The organism is Bacillus massiliigorillae (genome assembly GCF_000380245.2).
In the GTDB taxonomy this organism is placed as follows: domain Bacteria; phylum Bacillota; class Bacilli; order Bacillales; family DSM-1321; genus Bacillus_AD; species Bacillus_AD massiliigorillae.
Genome location: NZ_HG428741.1, coordinates 146,441 through 159,501, shown reverse-complemented (window position 1 = coordinate 159,501; position 13,061 = coordinate 146,441). Strand labels below are relative to the sequence as shown.

General features: G+C 34.9%; 14 protein-coding genes. 4 read left to right on the top strand and 10 right to left on the bottom strand.

All coding sequences use genetic code 11. From position 1 onward, the window contains the following. Nucleotides 1-105 precede the first annotated feature (105 nt). A complete protein-coding gene (argH, locus tag TX86_RS00745; protein ID WP_042345357.1) occupies nt 106-1,479 on the bottom strand; it encodes an argininosuccinate lyase in 1,374 nt (457 codons plus the stop codon). Next, a complete protein-coding gene (locus TX86_RS00740) occupies nt 1,476-2,684 on the bottom strand; it encodes an argininosuccinate synthase (protein WP_042345356.1) in 1,209 nt (402 codons plus the stop codon). The genes argH and TX86_RS00740 overlap by 4 nt, the downstream gene beginning before the upstream one ends. Before the next feature lie 330 nt (nt 2,685-3,014). Between TX86_RS00740 and TX86_RS00735 the strand changes: the two genes are divergently transcribed. Continuing rightward, nucleotides 3,015-3,332: a hypothetical protein gene (locus TX86_RS00735; RefSeq protein ID WP_042345355.1), complete on the top strand. Its 318-nt coding sequence runs from the start codon at nt 3,015-3,017 to the stop codon at nt 3,330-3,332. A 56-nt stretch (nt 3,333-3,388) separates the two neighbouring features. Here the strand turns inward: TX86_RS00735 and TX86_RS00730 are convergent, their stop codons facing one another. The 7 genes from TX86_RS00730 to TX86_RS00700 form a co-directional block, all read right to left on the bottom strand. Then, nucleotides 3,389-4,225, bottom strand: coding sequence for an EcsC family protein (locus tag TX86_RS00730; protein ID WP_042345354.1), 837 nt, complete (start codon nt 4,223-4,225; stop codon nt 3,389-3,391). Nucleotides 4,226-4,334: 109 nt separating this feature from the next. After that, nucleotides 4,335-4,637 carry a hypothetical protein gene (locus TX86_RS00725; RefSeq protein ID WP_042345353.1) on the bottom strand — a complete coding sequence of 101 codons (303 nt, stop codon included), beginning with the start codon at nt 4,635-4,637 and terminating at the stop codon, nt 4,335-4,337. Between the two features lie 335 nt (nt 4,638-4,972). Next, nucleotides 4,973-6,175, bottom strand: a complete 1,203-nt coding sequence (locus tag TX86_RS00720; RefSeq protein WP_042345351.1) for an acetate kinase — start codon at nt 6,173-6,175, stop codon at nt 4,973-4,975. Between the two features lie 443 nt (nt 6,176-6,618). Next, nucleotides 6,619-7,611 carry a class I SAM-dependent methyltransferase gene (locus TX86_RS00715; protein WP_042345348.1) on the bottom strand — a complete coding sequence of 331 codons (993 nt, stop codon included), beginning with the start codon at nt 7,609-7,611 and terminating at the stop codon, nt 6,619-6,621. A gap of 193 nt (nt 7,612-7,804) precedes the next feature. Then, complete coding sequence (gene tpx / locus TX86_RS00710; RefSeq protein ID WP_042345347.1) at nt 7,805-8,305, bottom strand: thiol peroxidase; 501 nt, start codon at nt 8,303-8,305, stop codon at nt 7,805-7,807. A gap of 115 nt (nt 8,306-8,420) precedes the next feature. Continuing rightward, nucleotides 8,421-8,894, bottom strand: coding sequence for a GerW family sporulation protein (gene ytfJ / locus TX86_RS00705; RefSeq protein ID WP_042345345.1), 474 nt, complete (start codon nt 8,892-8,894; stop codon nt 8,421-8,423). Between the two features lie 14 nt (nt 8,895-8,908). Further along, on the bottom strand, nt 8,909-9,595 hold the full coding sequence (locus TX86_RS00700; RefSeq protein ID WP_042345343.1) for a DUF2953 domain-containing protein: 687 nt from the start codon (nt 9,593-9,595) through the stop codon (nt 8,909-8,911). Nucleotides 9,596-9,792: 197 nt separating this feature from the next. Here TX86_RS00700 and TX86_RS00695 point away from each other — a divergent pair, with 197 nt between their 5' ends. Continuing rightward, nucleotides 9,793-10,182: a hypothetical protein gene (locus TX86_RS00695; RefSeq protein WP_042345340.1), complete on the top strand. Its 390-nt coding sequence runs from the start codon at nt 9,793-9,795 to the stop codon at nt 10,180-10,182. Between the two features lie 62 nt (nt 10,183-10,244). Here TX86_RS00695 and TX86_RS00690 read toward each other — a convergent pair whose 3' ends face one another. Next, entirely contained in the window at nt 10,245-11,063 is an 819-nt protein-coding gene (locus TX86_RS00690; protein WP_042345338.1) for a Cof-type HAD-IIB family hydrolase, read from the bottom strand. A 203-nt stretch (nt 11,064-11,266) separates the two neighbouring features. On the opposite strand from TX86_RS00690, the gene TX86_RS00685 reads away from it, so the two are divergent. Continuing rightward, nucleotides 11,267-12,091: a transketolase gene (locus tag TX86_RS00685; protein WP_042345336.1), complete on the top strand. Its 825-nt coding sequence runs from the start codon at nt 11,267-11,269 to the stop codon at nt 12,089-12,091. Then, nucleotides 12,091-13,023: a transketolase family protein gene (locus tag TX86_RS00680; protein ID WP_042345333.1), complete on the top strand. Its 933-nt coding sequence runs from the start codon at nt 12,091-12,093 to the stop codon at nt 13,021-13,023. The genes TX86_RS00685 and TX86_RS00680 overlap by 1 nt, the downstream gene beginning before the upstream one ends. Nucleotides 13,024-13,061: the final 38 nt, after the last annotated feature.

The window sequence follows — 13,061 nt, the reverse complement described above, 5'->3', positions numbered from 1 at the left end:
TCTTAAAGAGGTGATTTTTTATTTGAAAACCATTTCGATTGAAAAAAGCGAAAAAGGGCGTCCAAAAGTGATTAAAACTCACTTTTTGGACGCCCTTCTTTTGAATTATTTCAACAAGCTCTCCGCTTTCACAATCGCAGCTTGTACTTGTGCAAAGCCTGTTCCACCTGCACTGTTACGACGCTTCACTGCTTCATAAGGTTGTAGAACCACATAAATGTCATCTTCAAATAAAGCATTCGCTTCTTTGAATTGATCCATAGATAAGTCAGCTAGGTAACATCCTTGGTTAATACAAGTTAGCACTAATTGACCTACTACTTCATGAGCTTCACGGAATGGTAGACCCTTGCTTGCCAAATAGTCCGCTAATTCAGTTGCATTTGAGAAATCAGACTTCACTGCTCTCTCCATAACATCTGTACGCACTTTCATTGTCGAAATCATGCCTGCGAAGATTTTTAAAGAACCTGTAATTGTCTTAACTGTATCAAACATGCCTTCTTTATCTTCTTGCATATCTTTGTTATACGCTAAAGGAAGACCCTTTAATACCGTTAATAAACCAAACAGATTGCCGTAAACTCGTCCCGTTTTTCCACGGATTAATTCCGCCATATCAGGATTCTTCTTCTGTGGCATAATGCTGCTTCCTGTTGAGAAAGCATCATCTAATTCAACGAATTGGAATTCTTGGCTACACCAAAGAATCGTTTCTTCCGCTAAACGAGATAAATGCATCATCATCATAGAACTATTTGAAAGAAATTCTAAAATAAAGTCACGATCACTTACAGCATCAAGGCTGTTCTCATAAATGCTTGAGAAGCCTAAATACTCTGCTGAGAGCTCACGCTTAATCGGGAAGGTTGTTCCCGCTAAAGCACCAGCACCAAGCGGAGATTTATTAATACGCTTGAAGCTTTCTGTGAAACGTTCTTTATCTCTTTCTAACATCCAGAAGTATGCTAGTAAATGGTGAGCAAACGAAATAGGCTGAGCTCTTTGCAAATGTGTATAACCAGGAAGAATCGTCTCAACATTATCCTTTGCTTTATTTAATAAAGCTGTTTGAAGCTCATTAATAAGATTAATAACTTCCTTCGTTCTATTACGTAAGTATAGATGCATATCAGTCGCAACTTGGTCGTTTCGGCTTCGAGCTGTATGAAGCTTTCCACCGACTGGACCAATTTCATCAATAAGCATACTTTCTAAGTTCAAATGAATATCTTCCATCTTCACAGAGAATTGTAATTCACCATTTTCAGCTCTTTCTTTCAATGTAAGTAAGCCGTTTGAAATAGCCGTTACATCTTCCTGAGAAAGAATTCCGCATTCACCTTGCATTTTAACGTGAGCTAAACTTCCCTCGATGTCTTCTAACACAAGTTCTTGGTCAAAAGAGATTGAAGCACCAAATTCATCTACCCATTCTTCAGCTGATTTAGTGAATCTTCCTCCCCAAAGTTTTTTCACGCTTCCACCTTCTTCTTGTTGTTAACCATGCTGTTTACTTTTGTAGGTAAACCGAATAATGAAATGAAGCCAACAGCTGCAGCATGATCGAACTCATCGTCAGTTGTGTAAGTAGCTAGTTTTTCATTATATAATGAGTTTTCTGACTTTCTACCTTCTACGATTGCATGACCTTTGAATAGTTTCACACGTACTACGCCACTAACTGTTTTTTGTGATTCTTTTAAGAATGCAACTAATGCATCTTTTAATGGTGAGTACCAAAGACCTTCATAGATTAGTTCAGTAAGTTTTTTCTCAATAACTGGTTTAAAGTGAGCTAACTCTTTTACTAGAGTAAGATCCTCTAATTCTTTATGTGCTGTAATAAGTGTCATTGCGCCTGGGCACTCATATACTTCACGAGATTTAATACCTACAAGACGGTTTTCAACATGGTCAATACGACCAACACCATGCTTACCAGCAACTTCATTTAATTTAAGAATTAAATCTGATAGTTTATAAGGAATACCATCAATCGCAACTGGAACACCTTGTTCAAATGTAATTTCGATTACATCTGCAACATCTGGTGCATCTTCAAGACTAACAGTTAAATCATATGCATCAGCAGGTGGAGCTGCCCATGGATCTTCTAAAATTCCACATTCATTACTTCTTCCCCAAAGGTTTTGGTCAATTGAGAATGGGCTATCTAAGTTAATTGGAATTGGAATTTCGTGATCAATTGCATATTGAATTTCTTCTTCACGAGACCATTTCCACTCACGAACTGGCGCCATAACTTTTAAATCAGGATTTAAAGCTGAAATTGAAACCTCAAAACGCACTTGGTCGTTACCTTTACCCGTACATCCGTGTGCTACAGCAACCGCTCCTTCAAGCTCAGCTACTTCAACTAATTTCTTAGCGATTAGCGGACGAGAAAGTGCAGATACTAGAGGATATTTTCCTTCATATAATGTATGTGCTTGCATAGCTACTAAAGCAAGCTCTTGTGCATATTCTTCTTTTGCATCGATTACGTATGATTTAATAGCACCAACTGAAATAGCTTTGTTTTTGATGAATTCTAAATCTTTACCTTCTCCTACATCTAAACAACATGCTACTACATCGTATCCTTGATCTTGAATCCATTTAATTGCAACGGAAGTATCTAATCCTCCGGAATAAGCTAATACAACTTTTTGTTTCGACATTTTATAATTGCCCCCCGTGTATGAATAAAAATTCATCTTAAATAATTTTTATTCAAAATCTTGATACCAACTTTATCAGCTTTTTTACTTTTTTGCAAGGGTAATTTCTCTATTTTCTTAAGTTTTTGATTTATCTATTAATTACATATCCTTTGTATGCCCTTACAATGCATAAAAAGATGAAAATCTCTATCAATCATTATAGAATAGTCATATATGTATTTACCCGTAATACGAACTAATAAAAACATACTATTTTATATAAAATACAACATATGTATAATCATCTAGGATTTTAATGTAATATCTTATAAAACGGAGGAGAATTCCATGCAGAAAAACTATTTTACATATAATAATAGATTAGGCATAAACATTCCTGACCTAGATTTACACTGGGAGAATTATGATATACATATACAACAACAGATTCTAACAGAATGGGAAGATATCCGTGGCACAATCCCTGATCGTATACATGATTTAGAAACTCATATTAATGCTAAACAACAACAACTAAATGAGGAAGAGAACTTCGCTTTATCCTGCATTCTAAATTCAGAAATAGCTGAACTTGCTTCGCAAATTAATGACCTATGGCTTTGGTATCGAACGCAAGAAGATATAACACAAAAAAGGCATAATTAAGAGGAAGGTTAGACAAAAAAAAGCATCGAAACCGATGCTTTTTTATTCAATGAATCCTATTTTTCACTTTTTTCTTGCAAATATCTATATTGATAATAATGATGTGCAAATTCACTAATACGTCTAGTTAATGAATAATTACTACCCGCTCCAATCATCATACTCATAAGCGGTAAACCTTGAATTTTCTTTTTTCGGAACAATGAAATAGCCATATACTTCATAATTTGTTTGACTGGCTGCTCAAACCATGAAATATCCGTAATCTCATCATCACCATCAAAGAAATAAGATTGCTCTGTATGCTGTGTACATTCATTCAATTCTTCCAGACCATACTTTTGCAATCTCTCTGGTAACGTTCCAGTATGAAATACCTTCAATGAAATCATCATTTCTTTTGGCGTATTCACTTCATATCCATAAGACATTGCAATTAATTGTACAAGACGAAGATTTATAAATGTAATTGCAGGTAGGTCACTTGTAATTAACACCGTGCCACCCATTCCACTGATGCCGCCTTGAGCAAATGAATAAAGTCGATGTCTCGCGATTTGTTGCTGTGCTATGTATTTTAATTGATCAGCTGTTAAGTACTTCATGTCTGCGATTTCTTCAATGTCTTCATTAAAAATTCTAGCTGTGGCCAAAATACGATCTCTCGCATCCATTTGAAACTGTGCACCTTGAATCATCGCATGAAGATGAAACAGCATATTATCTAGCGTTGTAAAAAATTCCTTTTGTACATCTTCTGGTATAAGAGCAAAACTACTTTGAAGAGCTTTATCATACAACACTTCAAAGTCAGTTGTTTCATGGCTATAAAGTTTTTCTTCCCAAGCTTTTACTTCTTCATAAATTTTCATTTCCCGACTTGTAAACGTCATAAGATTCACTCCTTTCATTTTAAAATGAAACGTTTAGGAATAGTATATCACAAGCTATTTGAAACAGAAAAACACCCCACGATTGGTAGAGTGTTTTCGAATCCATATTTTACGCTTTTATTGGAACTAGCAATCCATTTGCTTCTGCTTTTTTGACTGCTAATAAAATGCCTTCCATCGTATCTAAATATTTAATTTCACTTCCTATCGCTTGCCTACCAGCCTCAGCAAAATCCGACATGAAATCTGTACCTGAATAATTGACTTCTAAATATATTTTGGCATCATATATCCATTCAGCAAAAGCCACTCCACTCACTGCCGTTACACTAGCATGTTCGCTTGTTTGAGAACTATAACTATAATTATATTCTCTAAGTATACTAACTCTTTTTAATAATTCTTCAATCATTTATATCACCCCTTAACACTACTATCGTCATAATGAAGGTGATTTTTTCAAAACATTCCCAAATTCCTTTTTTTGTAACAATTATTACCTTAAATAAGAAAAGCGCAAGTGCCCGTTTTGCGACGTATAGATTGGAGCATTTCGACTGAGATAAAGGAAACACGAAGAAGGCGGTAGCCGATTCGATGTTGACTTATCGTAGGAAGATGGGCGAAATTTACTAGTCGCTGGGCGCTGGAGCTAGACACCGTACAAAATTAACTACTTTCTTAGCATTTAAAAATAACCTCTTATGATGTTGATTAACGAACATCATAAGAGGTTATCATTTAATATTAGTGTACTAATGACATTTCTGCTAAACGCATAACATCACGAGCAATCATAACTTCTTCATTTGTTGGAATAACTAATACTTTAACTGGTGAATGTGGATAAGAGATGAAACGATCGTCTCCACGAACAGCATTTAAAGATGGATCCCAATATACGCCCATGAATTCTAAGCCTTCAAGAACACGTGCACGAATAACGTCACTATTCTCACCAATACCTGCAGTGAAGATGATAGCATCTACACCAGACATACGTGCAGCATAAGAACCGATGTATTTATGGATACGGTCAGAGAATACTTTTAAAGCTAACTCAGCACGGTGATTTCCTTCTGCTGCTGAAGCTTCGATATCACGTAAATCACTAGAGAAACCAGATACACCAAGTAATCCACTTTCTTTGTTTAATACGCTAATTACTTCATCAGCAGTTTTTCCTGTTTTCTCCATAATGAATGGAAGAAGTGCAGGGTCAATATTACCAGAACGAGTTCCCATTGTTACACCTGCAAGTGGAGTGAATCCCATTGAAGTATCAATTGATTCTCCGCCTTTAATTGCTGCAATACTTGCACCGTTTCCTAAGTGACAAGAAATTAAGCGTAATTGCTCTTTTGGACGTCCAAGCATTTCTGCTGCTCTTTCAGAAACGTATTTATGAGATGTTCCGTGGAAACCATATTTACGAATACCATATTCTTTGTAGTAGTCATACGGTAAGCTGTATAAATATGAATTATCCGGCATAGTTTGGTGGAACGCTGTATCGAATACTGCAACTGCTGGTACATCCTTTAAAATATGTTGGAAAGCTTTAATTCCAGTGATGTTAGCAGGATTGTGAAGTGGTGCTAAATCAGATAGCTCTTCAATCTGTCTTAAAACTTCGTCTGTAATTACAGCTGAATCACTGAAGATTTCTCCGCCGTGTACAACTCGATGTCCTACTCCGTTAATTTCATCAAATGATTTGATAATACCATGTTCAATTAAGCTATCAAGAAGCATTTTAACAGCCACTTCATGGTCAGGGATATCTGTAACTACCTTAACTTTTTCATCATTTACTGAAATTGTAAAGATTGAATCAGTTAAACCAATTCTTTCCACTAAACCTTTTGTAATAACTTTCTCACTTGGCATTTCAAATAATTGAAATTTCAAAGATGAGCTACCTGCATTAATTGCGATTATTTTTGACATGTGCTGTCGCTCCTTATCATTTGCGTTCTATGTTGTGTTATATTATTTTCCAATCAACTGTAATACAATAAATAGTACAAGTTACATTTAAGCATTGTACTCAAATATTTTCAATAGCAAAAAGGAATTTCAAATATTTTTCACAAATGAACAAATAGATATTTCAATAGAACGAAATTGTGTTTCAATAAAAATATTCAAAAAAGTATAACAGAAATCACAATTTTAATGCCATTGCTCTTTCTTATCATAAACGTTTTTATTTTTTATTATTACACCATGTATTACCATCTTAAAACTCAGCTACATCCTACATATATTTGTTCGTATAGTTATATAATATTCTAAATTATCCAACTATTAAACACAAAAGAAAAAGTCCCATGCTTTGTGAATCAAAGCATTATGGGACTTTTATCTCTTAGCGATTCATAGATAAGATATCAATTTCCCTTTTCTACTTTAAACCATTCATCCATCTGATTAAGAATATTTTGCATCGCATTTGCATCTGACATTTTTGGAAGTTGCACAAGCAACGCATTTTTCGGTGCCTTTACATCTTCACTTTTCTTTTGTACTAACAAAATGCTCTTTGCTGCCGCTTCGTTTTTGAATAAAGAATGCGGTAATGCAATAAGACCTTGTATATGTGTATGATTCTTCAAAAAGCTCTGTAATAATGTGGCTTGTGAAGTTTCAAAAATACTGTTAGGGATAATAAAAATTCCATACCCCCCAGCTTTAAGATGAGTTACACTTTGTTCAATCAATAAATGATGAGCATATGTATGTTCTCCCTCAGCTTTCACTTCAAAATCATTAGCTCTTACATCATCGGGATAATAACCAACCGGTAAGTCACTCACGATAATATCTACTGGGTCGATTAGAAGCGGTTTAATACTATCACCATTATACAATTCCACTGGACATTGTATTAAATTCGCTCCACTATATGCTAATTTAACTAGTGTATCATCTACATCACAGCCAACACTTTGAATAACTTCTTTATCAAATTGCTGTAAAATCGTAAAAAGTAAATTTCCTGTCCCAACTGCAGGATCAAACAACCTGAATTGCTCTTTTCCTTCAGAACATTTACGAACAAGATAGCTAACAAATAAACCAATTGAATCAGGTGTCATTTGATGATTCGATTGAGTATTCTGCTTCATTCCTTTTAAAATGGCTAATTGAAACGCCTTACGAATCGTTTCACCATCAAATTGCTCAATTGATATTGTATCATATTGCTTAAGAAGACGCTTCTTAGTCATTTCACTTAACTCTTCTTGTAATATCGAATTATGAAAAAGATTTTCAGATGTTTCAGCAAGTGCTTCTAAATACGTGCAGTCACATTCCTCTTCAATAATGACCGCTGTCTGGTCTAATAATTGGAATACCTTTTCGATACTTTCAAATTTCAAACAAAAAACCTCCGTTCTTTCTGCTCTTATTGTAACGAAAAAATACATTATACGTAAAGGAATGGCAATAATTATTAAACATCTTATACACTTAATAAGTTTTCCTAAAAAAAAGAAAAGCTGATTCACTCGTCTTGTTGTTCATAAGACAAAATGAATCAGCCAATCAGTTAACATTAAAAGAGTAGAAAAATTATTTAGCTGCTTTAGCGGCATTCACAGCTGCTTCATAATCAGGGTGATTAGTTGCTTCACTCACATATTCCGCATAAACAACTGTATCACTGCTGTCAACAACAAAAACAGCACGTGCCAATAAACGAAGTTCTTCAATCGCTACACCATAATTTTTTCCGAAAGATAAATCACGGTGATCAGAAAGAGTTTCAACGTTTTTAATACCAGCTGCAGCACACCAACGGCCTTGTGCAAATGGTAAATCAACACTTATAGTTAATATTTTTACATTATCAAGATTGCTTGCTTCTTCATTGAATCTTCTTGTTTGCGCATCACAAACTCCTGTATCAATGGAAGGAACAACACTAATAATTTTAACTTGTCCTTGATAGTCTGACAAAGTTGCTGGTGAAAGGTCATTGCGTAATACTGAAAAATCTGGAGCTGCATCTCCTACTCTTACTTCATTTCCAAGCAATGTAACTGGATTGTTCTTAAAAGTAATATTAGCCATCCTTTTATCTCCCCTTTTTTACAACATATGTACAGTGTTATCATATGCTTTTTTCGGAAATTTTTCAATTATTAGCATACCCTAAATTTAGTATAAAGAAACTTTACATATAAATTTATTCTAAATCATGTTTTGGTTGATTTTGTTGATTACTATCTTTTGACTGTGATTGACTGTCCTTCTTAGACATCATCCCTTGAATCTTTTCAATTGCAGCAGGCGCTAAATCGAGAATCTTATCTAATAAATGTGTATTTTCATCTAGATGCAGCATCTTCACCCCACTAGAATTAACGATAAGAAATGCAATCGGTGTGATAGAGACACCTCCACCACTACCTCCTCCAAATGGAAGATTAGATTGACCAGAATTAGAATTACCGCCACTATTTCCCGATTGTCCTCCACCGCTCTCACCAGCAAATTCACTACCACCAGCTGCAAAGCCAAACCCTACCTTTGAAACAGTCAAAATAACGCTACCATCTGGCGTTTCAACTGGATCACCAATGATTGTGTTAACATCAATCATTTCCTTTAAATTTTCCATTGCTGCACTCATAAGTCCTTGAATTGGATGTTCTGACATACTATTTCCTCCTGCTAAACTGTTTTATTTGTCTGATTGTTTTGTTTTTGAAAAGTAGAAGATTTCAAGTGTAATTTGCCACCTCTCCAATGACGAATAAGCTTAAATGCTGTTAGAATAGCATAGCCAATGCGAACGGATAGTATACAACGAAATTCCGTGGCAGAAAGACCTCTATTAAAATATGGCGTAACCTGATAGGAAGGCTGACATTGTACAGATAGATATTTATATACACACGCTTGCACAATACCTTTTATTCCCCATATCACACCAGTTATCTTTGCTGTAAGAGCTGCATCCTTTGTGCCTATTGCACTCTGCCATTGAAATTGATGGACTCCCACTTTTTTAAAGAATTTCTTTAGAATTGGATAAGCATCTTTAACATGTTGAATCATTTCTCTCGTATCATGAAAACTATTCATAATATCCTCGATGTTAATTCTCTTCTTCTCCTTTTCCTTATTAGTATTGCTTTCTGTTCGTTCTTTAATAACAACCGATGTTGAATCTTTTTGTACTTTAATGACAGGTACATCTATTTTTTTTGAAACAATGCCAAACAATGCTTTTATTATTACTTTGAGCTGATCATTATCATTTCCATGATAATAATGAACGCGAATGGTTATTTTCGATAAGAGGATGCATATAAGCAAAACAATAAGTATTAAAATAATAAACAAAACAATCTTCACACGATGTCACCCTTTCAGCCTTTCATTTTAGTCATCGCAAGAAAAAATTAAACGTAAATAAACAATTTGTCCTATATACATCGCAAGTTTTTTCACTATTACAGTTTGAATAATTTGTCTATTCCGACTAAGCAGGAGTATACTTTTAGCTAACAACCTTTCTTCAGGGGAAATACACATGAATAAGAGGGATATGGATGACAACAGAAACACTAGAAATTGAACAGTTAGAACATGAAATCACTTTACTAAAACGTGACCTTACTAATGTCACAAATCATTTAACAAGAGAATTAATAGTATCTGAGATTTCTCGTAAAGAAAAATGTATACGAGTAGCAGTTAAACAAACACTACTTTATGTAGATGTCCTGCTCAAGAATGGAACAAAGTATGATAAATGCAGCTTACATGTTGATGAGAGCACAGAATGCATTACCGACGGAACAGAAGCAAAGCTAATCTTACGTGACTTAGCATCCATTTATGTAAAAGAAAAACCTAAAAAATATAAAACCAATTATTTTGCAGGTAACATTCAAACAAATGATATAGAACATTATGCGCTTTATCATGGTTTGGCTTAAATAATAGTTTAATCAATCATAATAAAAATCCCGAAAATCTAAGATTTTCGGGATTTTTAAAGTTATTTATTTAAAATAAAACGATCAATTGCCTTTGCCACACCACAATTAATATTCGTATCTGTAACGAAATCTGCTTGTGCCTGTATCGCTTCCGGAGCGTTCCCCATTGCAATGCCTAAACCAGCAAATTTAATCATTGATAAATCATTTTCATTATCACCAATACAAATAACTTCCTCCGGTTGAACGTGTAACATCTCACATAATTGTTTGACCGCTAATCCTTTAGATGTACCAATCGGCATTGCCTCAAAGTTATTAAGATGTGAGCTAACCACTTCTAGATTGTCATACTGCTTTAATTCAGCCTTCGCTTTCGCAACCGCATCAAGATCATCAGAAAAAATAAGACATTTCATAATATGGTCTTGATGACATTCTAACGCATCTTGAAGAGAACATTCCTCGAAAAACTTCATTTGATTTTCGACTGGAAGTGATGCACTTATTTTCTTCTCTGCTTGATTCTCATCGATTTTATGATTAGAAATAACCATATCGTAACCTTTAAAATGTGCAGATAAATTATATTTCGTAGCTAATTCGTAAATAGTAGCAATTTCATCAGAATTCAACGACTTCTTATATTCTACATCTCCAATTTTAAAGTAGGTTCCATTTGTACCAATTACTGAAACATTCTCACCCAAGTATTTCTTAAAATAACTTGCTATATTATAAGGTCTTCCTGTAACTAACGCGACTTGCACACCTTGCTCCATCGCTTCCTTTAACGATCTAATATTATCTTCTGGAATAGAAAATTTCTTGTCCAAAAGTGTACCATCCATATCAATACAAACTAATTTATATTTCATTTTCTGCCTCCAACTAAGTATTTCATCTCTTATACTACCATACAAAAACCATTAAAAATTGATAATACAAAACCATTTCCCCACTTACAAATTCCAACTTTACAATAAAATTAAATAACTGGAATAAATTATCACTTCACGAACACCAAATAAAATTCTATGCTTAACACATAAAGGTCATTTATTTCATTTTAGGAGGATTCATGTTGGAAAACTTCAATCTTTTAGAACAAAAAGCAACAAATGCTAGAAAAAGTATCGTCCGTATGGTTACACAAGCAGCTTCAGGTCACCCAGGTGGATCTCTTTCTGCTGTAGAAATCTTAACATCTCTATACTTCAAAGAAATGAATATTACAGAAGAGAATGTAAGCGACATCAATCGTGACAAATTCGTTCTTTCAAAAGGTCATGCTTCTCCAGTACTTTATGCAGTACTACACGAAAAAGGATTCATCTCCGCTGAAGAACTTACTACATTTAGACAAGTTAACTCAAAACTACAAGGTCATCCAAACATGAACTATATTGATGCAGTAGATATGTCAACTGGCTCACTTGGTCAAGGTATCTCAACTGCTGTTGGTATGGCTCTTTCTAATAAAATTCATGAAACAACAAATCGTGTATATACATTACTTGGTGATGGCGAATTAGAAGAAGGTCAAGTATGGGAAGCAGCAATGTGTGCGGCTCATTATAAACTTGATAACCTTGTTGCAATCGTTGACTTTAACGGATTGCAAATCGACGGTGACATCACAAAAGTTATGAATCCATGCCCAATTGATAAAAAGTTTGAAGCTTTTGGCTGGAACGTAATTGTAGTTGATGGACATAACTACGAAGAGCTTTTCGCAGCATACAAAAACGCTCGTGAAACAAAAGGACAACCAACTGCCATCATCGCTAAGACGATTAAAGGTAAAGGTGTATCCTTCATGGAAAACAACTATGCATGGCACGGTGCGGCTCCATCTGCTGAACAATGTGAATTAGCGATCAAGGAATTAGGAGGCAATGAATAATGAGTAAGATTGCAACAAGAGAAGCGTACGGTAAAGCATTAGCAAACTTAGTACAAGAAAACGAAAATATTATTGTATTAGATGCGGATCTTTCTAAATCAACAAAAACTGGTGATGCTCAACAAGTACGTCCAGCACAGCATTTTAACATGGGTATTGCAGAAGGAAACATGATGTCTACAGCCGCTGGTCTTGCATCATGTGGAAATACTGTATTTGCTAGTACTTTTGCAATGTTTGCTGCTGGTAGAGCCTTCGAGCAAATCAGAAACTCTATTTGCTATCCTAAATTAAATGTTAAAGTATGTGCAACTCACGCTGGTATTACAGTAGGTGAAGATGGTGCATCTCACCAATCTGTAGAAGATTTAGCTCTTATGAGAAGTATTCCTAACATGACTGTTTTCTCACCATGTGATGCTGTAGAAACAGAAGCAGTCATTAAAGCTGTAGCTGAGTTCGATGGTCCTGCTTACGTTCGTCTTGGTCGTTTAGCTGTTGAAGCAGTTAATAACAAAGAAGACTACAAATTCGAAATCGGTAAAGGTATTGTTCTTGAAAAAGGTCAAGACATCACATTAATCGCAACTGGCTTCATGGTTCAGCAAGCTCTTAAAGCTAGCGAAATGTTAAAAGCTGAAGGCATTAACGTAACTGTTGTAAACATGCCTACAATCAAGCCAATCGACAAAGACTTAATCGTAGAACTTGCGAAAGAAAGCAAGCTTATCGTTACTTGCGAAGAGCATAACATTATTGGTGGATTAGGATCAGCTGTAAGTGAAGTAGTTTGTCAAAACCACCCAACAAAAGTAGCTATGGTCGGTATTAACGATACATTCGGAGAAAGTGGTAAACCACTTGAACTAGTAGAGAAATATGGTTTAACTCCTGAAAGAATTATTGAAGTTGTAAAAGCTAATATGCAATAAATTATAAGAAAACGAGAGAAGTACATAGCGTACTTCTC

Excerpts from the sequence above, each read along its gene's own strand:
- TX86_RS00740 (WP_042345356.1), bottom strand. The coding sequence starts at position 2,684 with ATGTCGAAACAAAAAGTTGTATTAGCTTATTCCGGAGGATTAGATACT.
- TX86_RS00735 (WP_042345355.1), top strand. The coding sequence starts at position 3,015 with ATGCAGAAAAACTATTTTACATATAATAATAGATTAGGCATAAACATT.
- TX86_RS00730 (WP_042345354.1), bottom strand. The coding sequence starts at position 4,225 with ATGACGTTTACAAGTCGGGAAATGAAAATTTATGAAGAAGTAAAAGCT.
- TX86_RS00725 (WP_042345353.1), bottom strand. The coding sequence starts at position 4,637 with ATGATTGAAGAATTATTAAAAAGAGTTAGTATACTTAGAGAATATAAT.
- TX86_RS00720 (WP_042345351.1), bottom strand. The coding sequence starts at position 6,175 with ATGTCAAAAATAATCGCAATTAATGCAGGTAGCTCATCTTTGAAATTT.
- tpx (WP_042345347.1), bottom strand. The coding sequence starts at position 8,305 with ATGGCTAATATTACTTTTAAGAACAATCCAGTTACATTGCTTGGAAAT.
- ytfJ (WP_042345345.1), bottom strand. The coding sequence starts at position 8,894 with ATGTCAGAACATCCAATTCAAGGACTTATGAGTGCAGCAATGGAAAAT.
- TX86_RS00695 (WP_042345340.1), top strand. The coding sequence starts at position 9,793 with ATGACAACAGAAACACTAGAAATTGAACAGTTAGAACATGAAATCACT.
- TX86_RS00690 (WP_042345338.1), bottom strand. The coding sequence starts at position 11,063 with ATGAAATATAAATTAGTTTGTATTGATATGGATGGTACACTTTTGGAC.
- TX86_RS00685 (WP_042345336.1), top strand. The coding sequence starts at position 11,267 with ATGTTGGAAAACTTCAATCTTTTAGAACAAAAAGCAACAAATGCTAGA.
- TX86_RS00680 (WP_042345333.1), top strand. The coding sequence starts at position 12,091 with ATGAGTAAGATTGCAACAAGAGAAGCGTACGGTAAAGCATTAGCAAAC.